Annotated in this window: 16 protein-coding genes and 1 pseudogene; 6 read left to right on the plus strand and 11 right to left on the minus strand. The window is 70.9% G+C overall.

Annotated elements, in window-relative coordinates:
- Nucleotides 1-129 (plus strand): fasciclin domain-containing protein (locus tag ACTIMO_RS16790; protein ID WP_448183168.1); only part of this gene is annotated, 129 nt, incomplete at its 5' end.
- Between the two features lie 122 nt (nucleotides 130-251).
- On the opposite strand, the gene ACTIMO_RS16795 is transcribed toward ACTIMO_RS16790, so the two are convergent.
- The 9 genes and pseudogenes from ACTIMO_RS16795 to ACTIMO_RS16835 all read right to left on the minus strand — a co-directional run bounded on the left by ACTIMO_RS16795 (nucleotide 252) and on the right by ACTIMO_RS16835 (nucleotide 8186).
- Nucleotides 252-719 (minus strand): DUF2087 domain-containing protein, encoded by a 468-nt coding sequence (locus ACTIMO_RS16795; protein ID WP_422391574.1) that lies wholly within the window; start codon nucleotides 717-719, stop codon nucleotides 252-254.
- Nucleotides 716-1597: an inositol monophosphatase family protein gene (locus ACTIMO_RS16800; RefSeq protein ID WP_448183152.1), complete on the minus strand. Its 882-nt coding sequence runs from the start codon at nucleotides 1595-1597 to the stop codon at nucleotides 716-718. Before ACTIMO_RS16800 ends, ACTIMO_RS16795 begins: the two co-directional genes overlap by 4 nt.
- Nucleotides 1594-3960 carry an NAD-dependent DNA ligase LigA gene (gene ligA, locus ACTIMO_RS16805; RefSeq protein ID WP_448183153.1) on the minus strand — a complete coding sequence of 789 codons (2367 nt, stop codon included), beginning with the start codon at nucleotides 3958-3960 and terminating at the stop codon, nucleotides 1594-1596. Before ligA ends, ACTIMO_RS16800 begins: the two co-directional genes overlap by 4 nt.
- A gap of 508 nt (nucleotides 3961-4468) precedes the next feature.
- Nucleotides 4469-5215: pseudogene (locus ACTIMO_RS16810) on the minus strand (SseB family protein); the annotation flags it as partial.
- A 70-nt stretch (nucleotides 5216-5285) separates the two neighbouring features.
- Entirely contained in the window at nucleotides 5286-5849 is a 564-nt protein-coding gene (locus ACTIMO_RS16815; protein ID WP_448183154.1) for a hypothetical protein, read from the minus strand.
- Nucleotides 5850-6008: 159 nt separating this feature from the next.
- Nucleotides 6009-6920, minus strand: a complete 912-nt coding sequence (locus ACTIMO_RS16820) for a hypothetical protein (protein ID WP_055770444.1) — start codon at nucleotides 6918-6920, stop codon at nucleotides 6009-6011.
- Nucleotides 6880-7260 (minus strand): hypothetical protein, encoded by a 381-nt coding sequence (locus ACTIMO_RS16825; RefSeq protein WP_448183155.1) that lies wholly within the window; start codon nucleotides 7258-7260, stop codon nucleotides 6880-6882. The genes ACTIMO_RS16820 and ACTIMO_RS16825 overlap by 41 nt, the downstream gene beginning before the upstream one ends.
- Nucleotides 7261-7455: 195 nt before the next feature.
- The gene (locus ACTIMO_RS16830) at nucleotides 7456-7761 is read right to left on the minus strand and encodes a pore-forming ESAT-6 family protein (protein ID WP_055770437.1); all 306 of its coding nucleotides are present in this window, start codon (nucleotides 7759-7761) and stop codon (nucleotides 7456-7458) included.
- Between the two features lie 104 nt (nucleotides 7762-7865).
- Entirely contained in the window at nucleotides 7866-8186 is a 321-nt protein-coding gene (locus ACTIMO_RS16835) for a hypothetical protein (RefSeq protein WP_200914819.1), read from the minus strand.
- A gap of 262 nt (nucleotides 8187-8448) precedes the next feature.
- Here ACTIMO_RS16835 and ACTIMO_RS16840 point away from each other — a divergent pair, with 262 nt between their 5' ends.
- The 5 genes from ACTIMO_RS16840 to ACTIMO_RS16860 are packed head-to-tail and all read left to right on the plus strand — an operon-like array spanning nucleotide 8449 to nucleotide 16012.
- Nucleotides 8449-8769: a hypothetical protein gene (locus ACTIMO_RS16840; RefSeq protein WP_448183156.1), complete on the plus strand. Its 321-nt coding sequence runs from the start codon at nucleotides 8449-8451 to the stop codon at nucleotides 8767-8769.
- A 4-nt stretch (nucleotides 8770-8773) separates the two neighbouring features.
- Nucleotides 8774-10102: a type VII secretion integral membrane protein EccD gene (gene eccD, locus ACTIMO_RS16845; RefSeq protein ID WP_448183157.1), complete on the plus strand. Its 1329-nt coding sequence runs from the start codon at nucleotides 8774-8776 to the stop codon at nucleotides 10100-10102.
- 5 nt (nucleotides 10103-10107) lie between these two features.
- The gene (locus ACTIMO_RS16850; RefSeq protein ID WP_448183158.1) at nucleotides 10108-11064 is read left to right on the plus strand and encodes a hypothetical protein; all 957 of its coding nucleotides are present in this window, start codon (nucleotides 10108-10110) and stop codon (nucleotides 11062-11064) included.
- Nucleotides 11061-15092 carry a type VII secretion protein EccCa gene (gene eccCa, locus ACTIMO_RS16855; RefSeq protein ID WP_448183159.1) on the plus strand — a complete coding sequence of 1344 codons (4032 nt, stop codon included), beginning with the start codon at nucleotides 11061-11063 and terminating at the stop codon, nucleotides 15090-15092. The genes ACTIMO_RS16850 and eccCa overlap by 4 nt, the downstream gene beginning before the upstream one ends.
- A gap of 2 nt (nucleotides 15093-15094) precedes the next feature.
- On the plus strand, nucleotides 15095-16012 hold the full coding sequence (locus ACTIMO_RS16860) for a hypothetical protein (protein WP_448183160.1): 918 nt from the start codon (nucleotides 15095-15097) through the stop codon (nucleotides 16010-16012).
- Between the two features lie 14 nt (nucleotides 16013-16026).
- Here ACTIMO_RS16860 and ACTIMO_RS16865 read toward each other — a convergent pair whose 3' ends face one another.
- Entirely contained in the window at nucleotides 16027-17304 is a 1278-nt protein-coding gene (locus ACTIMO_RS16865) for an RDD family protein (RefSeq protein ID WP_448183161.1), read from the minus strand.
- Nucleotides 17305-17422: 118 nt separating this feature from the next.
- Nucleotides 17423-18130, minus strand: coding sequence for a hypothetical protein (locus ACTIMO_RS16870; protein ID WP_422391564.1), 708 nt, complete (start codon nucleotides 18128-18130; stop codon nucleotides 17423-17425).
- Nucleotides 18131-18134: the final 4 nt, after the last annotated feature.

Here is an 18134-nt window from a genome sequence, read left to right on the forward strand (position 1 = left end):
CTCGAGATCACCGGATCCGGCCAGGAACTGAAGGTCAACGACGCCAACGTCATCTGCGGCGGCGTCCAGACCGCCAACGCCGTCGTCTACCTCATCGACGCCGTCCTCACGCCCCCCGCCGCCGGCTGAGGACGCTCGGATCCATTCGGACAGAAGGACTCCCGCACCCGTGCGGGAGTCCTTCTGTCTGTCGCATCGTCCCGGAACTGCCTCCACGCACCTGCAGGTGGTCGGCCCACCGGACCGTCGGATCAGGCCGCCGCGCTCACCCGTCGGTATCCGGTGCCGTCCGGGTAGCGCTCCATCAGGCCGTGATCCACCAGCGCGCGGCGGAGCGTCGGGACATCGCGCGTCACCGTGGCGAGCAGCCGGTTGACCTCGGGCTCACTGATCTCCTGATCAGCCGGCAGGAGCCGCTCCGCGAGGTGCGAGAGCAGGTCCGCACGGTCCTGGCCGGCGCGCGGCAGCCCGTGGATCCGGCCCTCGTGGAAGAACCTGTCCACGCCCTTCGGTGTTCCCGGTGCCGCGGCCGCCAGGACAGCCTTGAAGAGGTGCTCGTCGACAGTGCCGTCCGGCAGGACGAGCCCCGCGTCACCCAGACGCTGCAGCTCCTTCGGCGTCGCCTCGAGCGGCTGTCCGAGGACGGCCCTGGCGTACAGCTCGCGCGATCGGTCTCCGGCCAGCGTGGAGAACACCTTCTGCCAGGACGGCGTGGTCATCGCGGCCTCTCGGTCGAGCGGGCTATAGCTCCGGTGACGGCGTGGACGAAGTCCTCCGGTCCGGCAACGGTGACGGCGCCGAGGCGCTCGGCGTCGCCCGGTCCGCCGTCGAGCATGGGGGTGAGGTCGGGGCGGCGCACCGCGACACCGGCCTCCGCCGCGATCAGGGCGCCCGCGGCATAGTCGTGTTCGTTGAGCCCACGCTCGACGAACGCGTCGAGCGTGCCGTCGGCCACCAGACAGAGGTCCAGCGCCGCCGAGCCGAGCCGCCGCAGATCCCCGAACCCGTCGAGCAGGTCCGCGAGCTCGCGCACCTGGTCGCTGCGCGTCGAGGGGTCGTAGGAGAAGCCCGTCGCGAGGAGGCCGCCGCGTCCGGCGATCGGACCCGAGAGCCGTCGGACGGCGCCGTCGTCGTTCAGCCAGGCTCCCCCACCCCGGGACGCCCAGTAGACCCGGCGCAGGGCGGGCGCATGGACGACGCCGGCGAGCCACTCACCGTTCGCGTCGGCGACGGCCACGGAGGTTCCGTAGTAGACGATCCCGCGGATGAAGTTCGTGGTGCCGTCGAGCGGGTCGATGGACCACCGCATGCGGTCGGACGCGGCCGCCGGGCCCGGTGGCACGGTGGTGCCCAGTTCCTCTCCCGTGATGATGTCGTGCGGCCGGGAATCGGTGATGACGCCCCGCACGGCCCGCTCCGCAGCGACGTCGAACGCCGTCACCCAGTCGCTGTCCGAGCTCTTGCTGCCGGCCTTGAAGGCCGAGGGATCACGGCGCGCGAGGACGGCGGCCCCGGCAGCGGCTGCCTGGCGCGCGAGGTGGAGCAGCGCGGGGACGGATGCCGACGCCGCTCCCACCGGGCCGGGTACCGCGGTCATCCCTCGGGCCTTGCCGCCGTCGTCGTATCGGTGCCGGCGCCGGCGTCGAGCTCCCCTGCGGCGTCCTCGTCCTCGCTGGGATCCGGCTCCCCGGCAGCGGGGCCCTGGCCGGACTCCCCGGCCGGGTCGGCGGCCGAGCCGCTCCCGTCGGCGGTGCCCGCCGGCGCGGCGGGCCCGTGCTCCAGCAGCGCGATGAACCCCTCCTCGTCCAGCACGGCGACACCGAGTGCTTCCGCCTTCTCCAACTTGGTGCCGGCGTTCTCACCCGCCACCACGTAACTCGTGTTCTTCGACACCGAGCCCGCTGCCTTGCCGCCCCGGGTGATGATGGCCTCCTTCGCCTCGTCGCGGTTGTACCGCTCAAGCGATCCGGTGACCACGACGGTGAGGCCTTCGAGCGTACGGGGGGTGCTCTCGTCCACCTCGTCCTCCATGCGGACACCCGCGGCGGTCCACCGGTCCACGATCTCCCGGTGCCAGTCCTCGGCGAACCACTCGGTCAGGGCCACCGCGATCGTCGGACCGACGCCGTCCACGTCGGCGAGTTCCTCCTCGGTGGCCGCGCGGATGCGTCCCATCGAGCCGAACGCCGTCGCCAGGGCCCGGGAGGCTGTCGGACCGACGTGGCGGATGGAGAGCGCGACGAGGACGCGCCAGAGCGGCTGCCGCTTCGCCTTCTCCAGCTCGGTGAAGAGCTTGCGGGTGGTGGCGCTCGGTTCGGACGGCTTCTTGGCCGTGCCCTTCGAGTAGAAGTACGGCACCAGCTCACGGCCGGTCACCACGCCCTTGACCTTCTTGTCCCGCTCGATCCTCACATCGGCGAGCTTCTCGGGCGTGAGGTCGAAGATGTCCGCTTCGGTGGTGATGGGCGGTAGCTCCGGTTCGACCGGCTGCGTCAGCGCGATGGCCGCTTCCCATCCGAGGGCCTCGATGTCGAAGGCACCACGGCCGGCCAGGTGGAAGACACGCTCCCGGAGCTGGGAGGGGCAGGACCGCGCATTCGGGCAGCGGATGTCGACGTCGCCCTCCTTGGCCGGCTGGAGCGCCGTCCCGCAGGACGGGCACTCGGTGGGCATGACGAACTCCCGCACGGGCGGGTCCTGCTGGTCCCGGAGCGCGATGACGGGACCCACGATCTCGGGGATCACGTCCCCTGCCTTCCGCAGCACCACGATGTCCCCGATCATGACGCCCTTGGCCTTCACGACCTCCTGGTTGTGCAAAGTGGCCATGCCGACCGTGGACCCGGCGACCTTCACCGGTTCCATGAGGCCGAATGGGGTCACGCGCCCGGTGCGTCCGACGTTGACGAGGATGTCCAGCAATTTCGTGTTCACCTCTTCGGGCGGGTACTTGTAGGCCACGGACCAGCGGGGTACGCGTGAGGTGTGACCGAGCGCGCGCTGCAGGGCGAAGCTGTCCACCTTCACCACGATGCCGTCGATCTCGTGCAGCAGGTCGTGGCGATGGTCGCCGTAGTGCTCGATGAACGCGACGACCTCGGCCTGGTCCTGCAGCACCCTGTAGTACGGCGACGTGGGCAGTCCCCAGGCCTTCAGGAGCTCGTAGGTGCCGGACTGGGTCTCGGCGGACAGGCCGGTCCTCGCTCCGATCCCGTGCACGTACATGTCCAGCGGACGCTCGGCCGTCATGGCCGGGTCCTTCTGGCGGAGCGAGCCGGCCGCAGCGTTGCGGGGGTTGGCGAAGGGCGCCTTGCCCGCGGCGACCATGCGTTCGTTGAGCTGGCCGAACTCCTTGGTGGGGAAGAACACCTCGCCCCGGATCTCCACCTCCTCGGGGTGATCGGTACCGGCGAGTCGCTTCGGGACCGACGCGATGGTGAGGACGTTGTGCGTGATGTCCTCGCCGGTGACACCGTCCCCCCTGGTGGCGGCCCGGACGAGCTCGCCGTCGCGGTACAGGAGATTGACGGCCAGACCGTCGATCTTGAGTTCCGTGAGCCATTGGATGCCCGCGCCGGGGCTGCGCTGCTCGACGCCTGCCGTGGCACGGTCCAGCCAGACCTTCAGTTCCTCGAGGGAGAAGACGTCCTCGAGGCTGTACATGCGGGCCAGATGGTCGACCGGCGTGAAGGCGGAGGAGACCTCGCCGCCGACCTCCTGGGTGGGCGAGTCATTCGAGACGAGTTCTGGGTGAAGGGCCTCGAGTTCCTCCAGGCGCCGGAACAGGGCGTCGAACTCGGCGTCCGACACCGTGGGAGCCGCCTCCTGGTAGTAGGCGATCCGGTGTTTCCGGATCTCCTCCGCGAGCAACGCGTACTCCTCCCGGAGATCGCCCTCGGGAGGTCCGCCCGAACCCGTCCGCGGGTTGTCCGGTGATGCATCGTCTGCTGGGGAAGTCACTCGCCCATCCTGCCCTACGGCTCCGACACGGGCCACTGGCGAGGACCCCCGAGCCCCCGTGGAGCGGCGCAGGGCGTCCGCGGCTACGACGCGCCCCGGACGTTCCTGGCCGGCCGTCGAGCGGAGGATTGTCGAGCAGGTGCCAGATCTGGAACGACCCGATCGAGGCCGACGGGCCGGCCGGGTCAATCAGCACCCCGGCGAGCCGCTGCCCGAACAGCAGCTGCATCACCCACTCCGCCGTGAACGCCCCTACCGCCGCCGTGGCATCGAACGCCGCGACCTCGGCAGCAGACGTGAACACAGCGAGGTGGACCTCGATGGATCCGTCCTGGTCCACCGGTACGGTGAGGGGCTGCTTCCTGCCGTCCCGCTCGATCTCACCCAGGAACACCCTCGTGTCCCCCAGCATCGCCGTGAACAGTTCCTGCTGCGAGCCCTGCCGCACCACCACCTCGCGCAGCGCCTGGTTCGGCGGCCCCTGCAGGGCGAACTCGAGGTCCGGACGGGCCAGAGCACACGTGGGACCTGCCGGATTCACGTACACCCAGCCCACCCTCGAATCCTCCAGAGCCGTCTGCAGGGCGAGGACACCCGGCAGGGCGAGCGACTGCGGCGCATCTGATCCGTCGCCCTGGCCCGCCAGGAACCGGGCGAGTTCGCCCTGGTCCGTGAACACGCCGATCGCCGGAACATCGCGGGCCCCCAGGAAACCGCGCAGGGCTGGCGACGCCGCGTCGGAGCCGGTCACATCCACCAGCAACTCACCGGCGAGGCAGCCACGCAGCACCTCGATCATCGACCGCTGGTCAGGACTCTTCGCGAACTGCACGACGGCGTCGGCCGCCCGACCGTTGCGGACCTCGCCGCCCGGGGACGACGCCGTCCAGACCCGACCGTCCTTCGCGCGCTCCACCACCTCGGCCAGCGGCCCAGGGGTCGACGTGAACACCACGTGCACCGCCTCGTCCCCGGAGGCGAACTCGCCCAGCGTACGGTCCGTCGCGTACAGCACGTCCGGGACGGCACCCCGCGCGCCCGGCGCCGATGCCTGACGAACCACCGCCTCCACCCGACCCGCCTCGCCGATCGTCACAGCCCACAGGCCCTGGCCGTCCACGAACTGCAGGGGCAGGTCACACTGCTCGAGGAAGCTCGCCACCGACACGCCCTCATCGGCGTCGAACCACTGACGCACCACATCCGAACCGACAGGCCGAACGAACCGGGACCTTCCAACACTTTCCCGCACCATCACACCACTCTCACTGCCGGCACCGAACAGCGCCGCGACGAAGGACAAGGACCAGGGACGACGACACCGATCAGGGCCGGGCCCGCTCAAGGCTCGTTGCCGGGACCTGGCGCACGTCCCCGAACAGGGGCTGTCCGCCCAGCGCGCGCATCGAGTCCATCAGGTCCGAAAAGCCGGCACCCAGGTAGAACGTCGCCTCCGTCGCCTCCCCTCCCATCCTGAAGGACAATTGCCGCTCCGACGCCGGATCCTCCCCGCCGTCCACCGTCAGCGTCGCCCCGAATCCGTTGAGGGGTGCGGCGGTGAACCCTGCACGCGCGAGCGCCGGCGAGAACGGAACCAGCAGGCGCCCGTACAGATGCCGTTGACGAAACCTGACACCCGCTGTGAACAGGGCATACCGCAGTGCGTCGGCCGGATCCGTGCACACCACATCGGGGCCACCACCGCGGTCGCCCTGATGAAGGGTGAAGAACACCGACACGGCGCCCGGCTCACCCGTGATCAGGATCCCGTCCGTCTCGGCGTCGTAGCAGGCCCACTCGTCGTCCTGCCACACCGGCGCACTGCCCCCGAACCACTCCGCCACGATCGCCAGCACCTCAGGATCGATCGATTCCCGCAGCGTCCTCACGTGTTTCCTCGGCCGAGGTCCGCCCGCAGCCGCGGCGTCCACGGGTCCGTCACCGCCGGGTGGGATCGGCGGAGGTCCGACGTCGACCGGAACGCCACCGCAGGGCTTCGGTCGGTCGGGAACGATGGATGTGCACGCCCGCAGTCCTGGGTCCATCCGTCACCTCCCACGTGGGTTCGGGACGCGGATGTGCCGGCAGATGTCCACCAGATGCTCGGGCACGTCATGGGGAAGGGTCGGCGGGAGCTGCAGTGCGCGACCTTTCGACAGGCGAGGCGCACCGGCCGCGACCAGTTCACCGTTGAGCGCTGTCAGAGCCTCGACCGACCATTCCTCGGCGATCCGCACCGTCCCGTCCCCGTAGCGAACGGCGGTCTCCCCCCTGCCCGTCGGTTCCTCCCCCCGAGCCAGGGTCGACGTCCACGACGCATACGCCGCATGCGTGGACGGGGACATCGACGCAACAGCGTCGGACGTCAGGAGGACCGCGATATCGGGCTGCCAGATGCGGACCAGGGCCAGCAGGAGTTCCACCGATTCCTGGGCGGTCCCGATCGGGAAGTCCGGCGCCAGACGAAGCAGGACCGTGTTCGCCGTCCGCGTAGGAGCCCCGGCAGCCACAGAGATGGAGGCCGTCCGATGTCCTGTGGCCTCCGGGTCTGCTCTCAGTGACGCGGACGTCGTGCTCCACGGCACGCGCTCGGCTCCGGGCTCGCGACCGTATGACGCGATCCACTCGATCAGGGGAGCACCGTTCATCGGTACTTCCCCGACCTCCGCCTCCGGGGTCGGGCGTCCCCCGTACAAGCGGAAGGAGTCACCTGCCAGCTGCTGGATCAGGGCGAACATCGCTTCATAGCGTGGAGCAAGCTCCGCCGGGGATTCCAGCCGCCCACCCCACCCCAGGCTGACGAAGGCTCCCTCCGGATGATGGGGGAACACCGTCGACAGCCCGGTGACCGTGGCGGTGGTGTTGATCGAGCCGACGGTGTCCTTGAACGCTCCGGCGGCCGTCCTGATGTCTTCCGCATCAGGAAGCACCGCGTCGAACCCGGCGATGTCGATCGTCATGGGAGACCTGTCCGGGAGGTGTGGGCGACCCATCGGGATCGACGCGGACGGAGAAGGGCCGCGGCCGCTGCGGACCCACGCGTGGTGGGCGCCGCCCCCAGCGGGGGATGGTGCGCGAGGCCGGTGCGGCGGACCCGCCGCCGTCCGGCAGGCCGTCGACCTTCGCCTGCTCGGTGCGGACGAGTGCCTGGTTCGCGGCGGTCGTCCTGTCGATGTCCGCCGTCGTCAGGATCGTCGCCACCTCGTTCACCGCGCCGACGGCCGCTCCGGACCGTCCCGCCACGTTCTGCAGGGCCGGCTGCACCACCTCGGTGCTCAGCGACTCCGGTTCCGCCGACACGGGCTCGGCCAGGCACGCGGTGGCCAGCGCCGAGAGGTTCTCACCGAGGGTCGTGAAGAGGGCCTCCTAGGCCTGCATCTCGTCGTTCACGCTGTTCAGGACGGCGACGACCTCGCCGGTCGCTACGTCACAGGACATTCGACTCCCCCGTCCGGCCCTCCGCCGACGCAGGTGTCCCGGTGGTGCCGGGGCACATCAGCCGATGTTCTGCACGGCGGAACGCGCCCGGGAACCAGCACCCGTGGCGGTCTGGTCGTTCAGGCCCAGCGTCTCCTTGACCAGCGAGATGATGTTGCGGGTCTCGTTGGCGGCATTCTTGAAGCGCACCTCGACCGCCTGGTACTCCTCCGAGACGCCGTCGGCCTGGAAATCCGACATCGCCGTGCTGACGGCCTTTTCGCGGTCGGCGATGAGGGCCTCGAGACGCCCGACGATCGACTGGATGTCGCCCTGGACGGAGGCGGAGATATCTGTATCGAAGCTGACGCGATCCTGTGACATGGTGTGTCCTTCCGCACCGGTGGTCCGGCGCCGTACTCGGGAGAAGTGGAGGTGCCCCGCAGGGCGGAGCCGCGATGCGCGGCCTGACCGGCTGACCGGCTGGACTATCGCCCGCCGAAGCGCGCGGCGTCGAAGGCGGCCGACCCCTGCTGCTGGGTCGCGTTGTCCGCCGATTCCTGGTCGCCGGTCTGGAAGGCGGTGTCCATCTCCGACTGACCCTGCAGGATGATGCCGAGCGAGGCGTTCAGTTCGTTGGCGACGACGTCCGTACGGTGCTTGAACTCGTCGAAGCGGACGCGGCCCTGACCGTTGAACTTGCCTTCGAGCGGGGCGACGGCCTCCACGAGGCTGCGGACCAGCTGGCCCAGGTCCTCGTTCGATGTACCGGTCTGCTGTGTCAGCGTGGACAGTGTCTGTGAACCCATGTCGAACTTCACGATTACCCCCTTGGCGCCTTCCGGCGCTTCTCGATGCCTCTGCTGCACCCTGAGCGGGCCGGCCCCGGCGGACCGCGGACCCGGGCGACATCACGCCTGCGGGCCCTGCTGTACTCATCGAACCGGCCTGGGGGCCGATGGTCAAGGTCGGAGGATGGGTAGTTCTCCCCATCCCGGCCCGCGGAGGACGGCGTGCGGGTCAAAGGATGCGAGTATATGAACGGTTTCAGGAACAATCCGGGGGGGTCTTGTGGCGAACGACTACGACAGCCAGCTCATCGAGTCCGTCACCGTCCGCAGGAACCGCCTCACCAACGCGGTCCTCTTCGGTGCGAATCCGCACCAGCGACGGTGGATGGATTCCGTGCGGCTCTTCCTCTTCAGCGTCGCCCTCGCCGCCGTCGTCGCCTCGGTGTGTGTCGGCATCTCCTTCGTCAGCAACCTCCTCGAGGAGCAGCGCGAGCGCCAGCAGCAACAGCAGAACAGCGCCGTCGGCATCGTCCACCAGCCCGCGGGCGACATCCGCAGCCAGGCCTCGCCCTGGTTCCCCCACCGACCCCTTGGAGACTGACCGGATGGCCCACGCCTTCACCCGGGTGACCCTCATCGGCACCAGGCGCCACCTCGACCTCCTCCTCCCCTCCGACCGGCCCGTGGGGGGCCTGATGCCACAGGTCCTCGACCTCCTGCAGGACGAGCCGAGCGAGGACGTCGCCGCCAAGCTGCTCGTCCGCCCCGATGGCGCACCGCTCGACGCCGCCGGCACGCTCGACGACGCGGGTGTCACCGACGGGTCCTCCCTGCTCCTGTGCGACGCCGCCGAGGCTCCGCCCGCCGCCGTCGTCTACGACGTGACCGACCTCGTGGTGGACGGCGGCCCGGAGGTCCGTGGTCGCTGGACCGCCGGACTGGCATCGGTGACGGCTGTCGTCCTCACGGCGCTCGGGCTGTGGGCCGGCGCGGAGCTGCTGCTCGAGGCCTACGCCGCGGACAGCGCCTGGTGGATCCTGGGCGCCCTCGGGGCCGTCCTCCTCGGCGCAGGGACGCTCGCCGGTGCCGCCCCCCGCCTCCGGACCATGGGAATCGCCCTGCTCGCCACCGGCTGGATCTGCGCCTTCGCCGGGTTCGTCCACCGGGACGACGGACTACCCGTGGCCGCGCTCCTCACCGCGGTCCTGACCATCGTCCTGTTCCTCGCCATCGGGATCGTGGCGGACAGGCGCCGGGCGATGACCAGCGCGGCACTCACCCTTGCCACCGTGTCCCTCGTCTGGGTAACGGCGACGGTCCTCGCCCCCGACCCGCCGAAGGCGGCCGCCCTCGCGGCCCTCGCCGGCGTCCTGGTGCTCGGGCTGCTGCCGAAGATCGCACTGTCCTCCTCCGGGCTCGCGACGCTCGACGACCAGCGGGCGAAGGGGGACACGATCGCACGGACCGACGCGATCGACGCGATCGCTGCCGCACACGCGACACTCAGCCTCGGATCGGTCGTCACCGCCGTCTCCATCGGAACCGGCCTCTGGATCATCGGCACCGATGCGAGCACGCAGGCATGGACCCTGCCGCTCCTGGCCGCGCTGATCGTGGCGACCGCCCTGCGTGCCCGTGCCTTCCCGCTCGCGGCCGAGCGGATCGCCCTGTATGCCGCGTCTGCCGTCGGTCTCGCCGCACTCGCGCTCGGCGCCCTCCGGTTCCTCCCCCACCAGCCCTGGCTCGTCGGCGTCGTCGTGCTGCTGATCGGTGTGGTCAGTGCCGTCTCGCTGGCTGTCGCCCCGGCCGACCATGTCGCCGCGCGGGGCCGGCAGCAGGCCAAACGCCTCGAGACCCTGGCGATCCTCGTCTCCGTCCCCCTCACCGTGGGGATGTTCGGCGTCTTCGCCCAACTCCTCGAAAGCTTCGGATGAACGCCGTGACGACCTCTTCCAACCCCGTCCCTCGTGGCACCGGCTCCTTCGAGACGCCGGAGGAACGCCTCCGGAGGGTCCTCAGGACGCGTCCCGCGGACGGTCCGCTGCGGACCCTGGTGCAGAACGTCACCGACCTCTTCCGCAGCGACGCCTATGGCGAGGAGCTCACCCGGGCGGCGGCGGGCACCCAGGCCCCCGTGACCACCGGGCGGCGTATCGCCGTCATCGGATCGCGCGGCGGAGCCGGGAGGACGACGACGGCCGCGCTCCTCGCACGCGTGTTCGCGGCCATGCGCTCGGACACCATCGCGGCGATCGACGCCGGTACCGGTCTCGGCACCCTCAGCCTCAGGCTGGGCCTCGAATGCGCGCCGTCCGCCGCCGAGCTCATCGCCTCGGGACCCGTGGCCACCGTCGACGGGCTCGCAGGGGTCATGGGCAGGGCACAGGAGAACCTCCTGGTCGCGGGGAGCGGGGCCGCCCGCCTCACGGTGCCGCCCTTCGCCGGGACGCGCACGGAGGACGCGACGGGCCTGGCCCGCACCGTCTCCCGGTTCTGTCCCGTCACCGTCTACGACTGCGGCGCGGGGATGGAGCTCCCCACGACCGTCTGGGCCGTCGACCAGGCTCACGCCGCCCTCCTCGTGACCCCGGCGTCCGTCGCAGGGATCGAGGACGCCCTCGCCGTCACCTACCGGTGGCCGCAACCGGGCGAGCCCGGGTACGTGCCGCTGCTCGTCGTCGTCGTCCGTGTGGATGACCGCGCCGCCCTGGACCCCGCACGCCAGGCCGCGCGGCTGAGCGGGGCGGGCATCCCCGCGGTCCACCTCGACTACGACCGGCACCTCGCGGCCGGAGTGGAACTGGACCTGGCGCTGCTCGCGCGGAGGACGCGGCTGCAGGTGAGCGAACTCGCGTCCCGCGCGCTGCACCTGGCGATCGACGGAGGCGTCCGATGAGCGTGCGGATCGTGCACCGGCCGGCCCGCACCACGCAACCGGCCCGCCAGCTTCCGCCCTTCAGCCTGGACGCCCCACCACCCGTCGAATCCGGCGGGGGCGGGATGAACATGATGTCCCTCGTCCCGCTGCTCGGCGCGGGCCTGTCGATGACCGTGATGATGCTCTTCAGGGGATCCTCCCTGGCCGCCGTCGGCGCACTCATGATGATCGTCACCGTGCTCGCCTCGGTGGTCATGATGGTGAGCCAGCGGGGCAAGCAGGGCCGGCAGCGGCGGGAGCAGCGGGAGGACTACCTCGAGTACCTGGAGCGCGCGAGGACCCAGCTACGCGCCGAGGAGCAGCTCGCCGAGCGCATCGCCAGGGTCGGCAGTCCCCCGCCGGACGCCCTCTTCGACATCATCCGCAACCCCCAGCGGTTGTGGGAACGCCGGCGTGCCAACGAGGACTTCCTGCGTGTGCGCCTCGGCACGGGCCCGAGGCGCAACCGCGAGATCCACGTCGCCAACGCGGGGTCCGCCCTGCAGCAGGCCGACACGTTCATGACGACGGAGCTGGAGCTGCTCAGGCAGCGCTACGAGTCGAGCCCGGACCTGCCCATCACGCTGCCCCTCGACTGTGCCGGAAACGTCAGCGTGATCGGTTCCCGCGCGTTCGTGCTGCAGGTCGGGCGGCTGCTCGTCGCCGAGACCGCGTCCTTCCACTCCCCCGAGGACCTGCTCCTCGCGATCGCCTGCGACGAACAGGAGCGCCCCGACTGGGAGTGGGCGACCTGGCTCCCGCACCTCGCCGACCAGCAGAAGACCCACCGGACAGGACCGGTGCGCCGGCTCGCACCGACGGTCGAGCACCTCTCCGACCTCCTCCGCGAGGATCTCCTCGAACGGTCGAGCCTCGCTGCCGAGTCCCGCAAGAACTTCCTCCGCGGCGGTGTCGGCGCTGCGCTGCCCCGCCTCCTCGTGGTGGTGGACGCCTACGGACGCCTACCGGTGGAACTGCACCTGCCCGACACCCACGCCGCGCCGGGTCAGCTCGGCATCACCACCGTGCATCTGGTGGCCGACAGGCTGCAGGAGCCGGGTGAGGTGGCGCTGCGCATCAGTGAGACCCCGGACGGCTTCATGGTCGAGAACTACCGGGTGGACAGCGTCGACCCCCTCGTCGAGCGCGGCATCCTCGACGACCTCCCGGTTCCCACGGCAGAGGCGGTGGCCCGCGATCTGGCACCGTTGCGGCTGTCCCCCGACTCCCTCGAACACGACGCGTCCGAGAGCTCGGTGGGGTTCCTCGAGATGCTGGGACTGACCCCTGAACTCGGGACCGAGGACATCCGCCGGCTCTGGCAGCCGCGCAGCGAGGTCGACTTCCTCCGTGTGCCCCTCGGCGCGGACGACCGCGGACGACCGACGCTGCTCGACCTCAAGGAGGCGGCCCAGTTCGGCCAGGGCCCGCACGGCCTGTGCATCGGGGCCACGGGATCGGGCAAGAGCGAGATGCTGCGGAGCCTCGTCGTCGGGCTCCTGGCCACCCACCCTCCCGAGACGCTCGCCATGGTGCTCGTCGACTACAAGGGCGGCGCCACCTTCGCACCCTTCGAACGGGCACCGCAGGTCACCGGTGTGATCACCAACCTCTCCGACGACCTCAGCCTGATCGAGCGGGTGTACGCCAGCCTCGCCGGCGAGATCCAGCGCCGCCAGGAAGTCCTGAAGTCCGCGGGGAACCTCGCGAACATCACCGACTACCAGCTGCATCGGCAGGAGCGGAAGGCGCACGGGGAGGACCTGCCGCCCCTGCCGCACCTCGTCGTCATCATCGACGAGTTCGGCGAGCTGCTCACCGCCCGCCCCGACTTCATCGACCTCTTCCTGTCCATCGGACGGATCGGACGGTCCATCGGCGTGCATCTCCTCCTCTCCAGCCAGCGCATCGAGGCCGGCAAGCTCCGGGGACTCGATACGTACCTGTCCTACCGCATCGGCCTCCGTACGCTGTCCGAGGCCGAGAGCAGGACCGTGCTCGAGACTCCCGATGCCTTCCACCTGCCCCCTGTGCCGGGGTTCGGCTACCTCAAGGTGGACACCACCACCTACACGAGATTCAAGGCGGGCTACGTCTCGGGCCCGCTCGACGCGCTGCTCGAGGAACAGGAGCACGAGGACGACGGCGGGGAGCTGGACGAGGTGCTCGAGGTCCCGCGGTACGCCGCCACCCTCCTCTCCTCGAACCCGGCGGCCAGGGAGGCGCCGGCACCGCAGTCGACCAGCGGATCGAAGCGGACCACGGGCCCCACCGTGCTCTCGACCCTGATGGAGACGCTGTCCACCTTCCCGCGCGCCGTCAACCCCATCTGGCTTCCTCCGCTGCCGGCCGGCATCTCGCTCGACGCCGCGGCCGGGGGGATCCAGACGACGAGCCAGGGGCTCCGTCTCGGCCACGCCATGACCCGGACCGCCCCCCTCCGGATCGGCGTCGGGCTCCTCGACGACCCGGCACACCAGTGGCAGGGCGTGTGGGAGCTCGACCTGTCCGCCAACGGCGGGAACCTCGCGATCGTGGGCGGTCCGCAGACGGGCAAGAGCACGGCGCTCCGCACCATCGTGGCCGGCCTCGCACTGACCCACAGCCCGGCCGAGGTGGGTGTCTACGGCATCGACCTGCTCGGCAGCTCGCTGATGGCCCTCGAGGGTCTGCCCCACGTGGGCGGGGTGGCCGTGCGCAGCAATCGCGAGGTGATCCGCCGCACCATCGACGAGCTCCTCGCCATGCTGACCGAGCGTGAGCGGCTCTTCGAGCGGTACCAGATCGACTCCCTGCCGACCCTGCGCCGCATGTGTGCGCAGGGCCAGGTCCCCGAGGTGACCAGCGCCGACGTCGTCCTGGTCCTGGACGGCTACGGCCAGCTGACGGACGAGTTCGAGGACATCGAGAAGCAGGTGCACTCGCTCATCGCCCGTGGCGGCGGATACGGCCTGCACGTGGTGACGACGTCCTCGCGCATGAACGAGATCCGCATCTCGCAGCAGAGCTTCTTCGGTAACCGGATCGAACTCAGGCTCGCGGATCCGGGCGAGTCCGCCCACGGCCGGAAGACCGCCGACGCCGTCAGCCTGGGACGTCCCGGGCGCGGCCTGGCCGCGAACAGGCTCCAGGGGCACTTCGCGCTCCCCCGCATCGACGGTGTCTCCGACGAGGACACGGCGGTCCAGGGCATGCGCGATCTCGTGGCCGCGGTCGCGTCCTCGACGGACCAGCGGGCCATGCGTGTCAGGGTCCTGCCCGAGACCGTGGCCGCGTCCACGGTCGCCGTCCCCGAGCGGCAGGCGCTGGTCCCCCTCGGCCTCCGCGAGGCGGACCTCGACGTCGAGTACCTCGACCTCGAGCTGCGCGAGCGGCACCTGATGGTCCTGGGCGACGAGGGGTCGGGCAAGACCAACGTCCTCCGCTCCGTCATCCGCAGCATGGTGGCACAGCACACGGCGGACGACGTGGTCCTCGCGGTCTTCGACCCCCGCCGCACCCTGGCCGACCAGGTCCCGGATTCCTACCTCGGCGGCTATGCGACCAGCGCCGCCCTGGCAGAGCAGCTCGCGGCCGCCGTCGCCACCGAGCTGGACAAGCGCACCGGAGCAGGCCGGGCCGCCGTGCAGTCGATGCCGCGCATCGTCCTGGTCATCGACGACTACGACATCCTGACCGCCGGTGGTTCGGCTCCCCTCGCGCGGCTGGCACCCTATCTCCCCCTCGCCGGCGAGATCGGCCTCCATGCCGTCCTCACCCGACGCGTGCGGGGCTCGTCGCGAGGCCTGTACGAGACCTTCTCCAGCTCACTCCGCGACTCGGGGACGGCGGCCCTCGTCCTCTCCGGCGACCGCGGCGAAGGCCCCCTGGTCAGCGGGGTCAGGGCTCGCGCACTCCCGCCCGGGCGCGGTCAACTGGTCCAGGCCGGACGGCCGGTCCAGACGGTGCAGCTCTTGTGGAACGAGCCGGCAGCGGTCTCCGTGTCACCGGGCGCACAGGAGGAGTAGGCATGAGCAGTGACTGGATCGTGCTGTCCGTCGACGAGCCGACCGGAGAAGTCGTCATCGAGGCCCTGCGTCACGTGGTCGACTCCGTCGACGTACGACCCTCCGAGGACGGGCATTATCTGGAACTGCTCGACGACCGGTCGGTGACTCTCCTCGTCGTCGAGCGGGCGAAGCTCGTCCACACGACGGCGGAGCTCGCGAGGCTGCACCCCGGCGCCGACGTCTCGGCACCGGAGGGATCCGTCGGCATCCCGGACCTCTTCACCTCCCCGGTCGCCGCCGACGGTCCGTCGCCGGTCGGACGCCGGTGTGGTGGCAGGACCTGCATACATCAGCCAACGTGCCCCGCACCGACCCGCTGGCGGAAGCCCTGGCGCACGCCGTCGCCCGTCGGTGCCGCGGGTCGTGGTCGCACCGGCAGCAGCAGCCCCGTCCCGGCGATCGGGGTGCTGACCGTCGAGCGCACCTCCGACGCCGTGGTCGAATCGGTCGAGATCCTGGCAGAGAGCGACGACCCCCTCTCCTCCGCGGACCTGGCCGGATTCGCCGGGGCGCTGTACGCGGCACGGGCACGCACGGCGCTCGTCGGGCACGGGGTGGGCTACACGGGCCTGACCCGGCCGGCGCGCTTCACCGGCTCCACAGTTCCCGCCGTCCCCTCTTCGGTCCGGAGGCACGCGCTGCGACCGGCGCCGCACCCGCTGCGCGCCTCGCATCGGGGTCCGGCGGGGATGCGCGGCCCCTCGGGGCTGCTCCCGCCCAGTCCCTCGCCGTGCAGTATGCGCAGGAGGAGATCCCGGGACGGCAGCACCCCCTCGAGGCCTATGCCTCCCTGGTGGGGGCGCTGGCCCTCGTGTTGCCGGGCTGACCGGCTGACGGGCTGGCGGGCGCGGCGGCAGGATGACCGGCTGACTGGTTGACCGGCCGGGCAGAGCTAGCGGACGGTGAACCGTCTGTCGCCGAAGCGGACGCCGCACCCCGAGGGCAGCAGCATCGGCACCTCGGGGTGGAGCGGCTGCTCCACCCCGGTCTGGTCCAGGAGGAAGCTGCCGTTGGTGGAACCGCGGTCGGTCACCCAGACCGCACCGTCGTCCACGCCCACATGCACGTGGGTCTTCGAGACGGACCGGTTGAGATCGGCGAAATTGATGAGGTAGTTGACCGACTCCCCGGCCCGCGGTTCCGGATTACGGCCGATCAGGGCCTGCCCGGCGATCTCGACCTCCGTGCCGTCGTCGAAGACGAGCACACGCAGCACGGGGACGGCCGGGTCGCCCGCCGACACGTCAGGACCGGGCGCGGAGCGACCGCCCGCGTGCCCCTCATCGGGTGCCCAGGTCGTGCCGACGGCGACGTCGGGCGCAGCAGCACTGCCGGCGGGTGCGGATGCGGTGACGCCGGCGAAGGCCCGGTCAGCGCCATCGGCAGGTCCCGCTGCAGCCTCCGCGGCGGGTGCCCGCGGAACGACCCCGGTCGCGAGATCGGCTGCTGAGTCTCCCGACGGAGTCGTTGCCGGTCCCGCTGCAGCCTCCGCGGCGGTCGTCCCGGTCGGGTCTTCTCCCGCCGTACCCGATCCCGGTGGCGGATTCGACGGCGCGAAACGGTCCGTCGGGCCCCCGACCTGTTGCCCCGGCAGCCTGCGTCCGGCGAGCACCAGGTTCTCCACCCCGTCGCCGGACCGGCCGCTGACAGCCGCGTCCGCTCGGACCGGTACCGGTCCGATGCCTGCATCCTCGCCGTGCGCGACGTCGCGCGCAGGGGGTCCGTCGATGCCTCCGGTGACCAGCGGATCGCGGCCTGCGCGGACATCCACCACATAGGTCCCCACCAGCTTGTCGTGCCAGCCCCTCCGCTGCCCGTCACGGTCCCAGAGGTTGGAGACGAGCACCACGACGGGACCGACCAGCGGGACGATCGAGGCAGCGGCCAGGGCCAGCGCCCTGACGAGGACGGGACCGAATCCCGGGGGCCCACCGGCGGGACCGACGGTCCTGAGGCCCACCACCACGTTTCCCGGCGTCCGTCCCGACACCGACTCCCAGACGAGCACGCCGATCCAGTACAGCAGCGCCAGACCCGAGGCCGTCAGCACCGCCGTGGTCCCGCCACCGACCAGGAGGGCGACCGCGACTGCCAGCGCGGGCAGGACGGCGTCCAGGACCTTGGCGATGACACGCTGTCGGGCGAGGGCGTTGACGAGCTTCGGGGCCATGGGATGGGTCCTGTCTTCCTGGGGGTGCCGTGCAGGGACGTCCCCCTCACCGTGCGACACCGACCGTCCTGATTCTAGGTGGGCGCGGTGCCGGTTCCTCCGCCACCCCTCCGGGGGATCATTCGTCCTCGGCGCGGCCCTGCTGGGTGTCGAGCAGGCCGAGATCCTCGGCGGTGACGAGGTGGGAGGTGATCGCGTGCTCGACGAGCCGTGCACGCCTGTTGGTCGCCAGCCTGCCCGCTCCGCCGCGAAGTCCCGCCACACCCACCCGATCCAGCTTGTCGCACACGTTGTCCAGCTTGCGGTTGAAGCGGGTCAGCGCCCACCCGAGCGTCTCGGCAGCCTGGGCGGACGAGGGGATGGCGCTGTAGCCGGTGCCTTCACGCCGCAGCAGGGGTTCCGCGAGCGCGACAATCACCGCCTTCTGGGCATCGGTGAACCGCACGGGTCCGATCGTGGCCGCTCCGCCGCTGTCCTCAGCCCTCGCCTGCTGCCGGAAGGCAGGGGTCCGCAGGTGGATGTCGAACTCGTAGGTGGTCGGTCCGGCGGTGAAGACGACCCGCGTCTGGCCGAAGACGATGGGGATGCGCGCACCCGGCGCGACCCAGGCCTGCATGCCGCCGGTGGTGTCCGCGACGGTCGCCGAGATCATGCTGCCCACGTTCGACAGCCACCAGATGCCGTTCTGCCGGGCGATCTCCAGGAACTGCCGGTGGAGGTACGGGTTCTCGTCCACCGCCAGGTCACCCTCCCTGCCGATGCTGAACACGGCGTCGTCGGGCGGCTCGTGCCACTCCCCGCAGTAGTCGAGCGCAAGCTCCCCCATGGTC

The organism is Arthrobacter sp. CP30 (assembly GCF_053470025.1).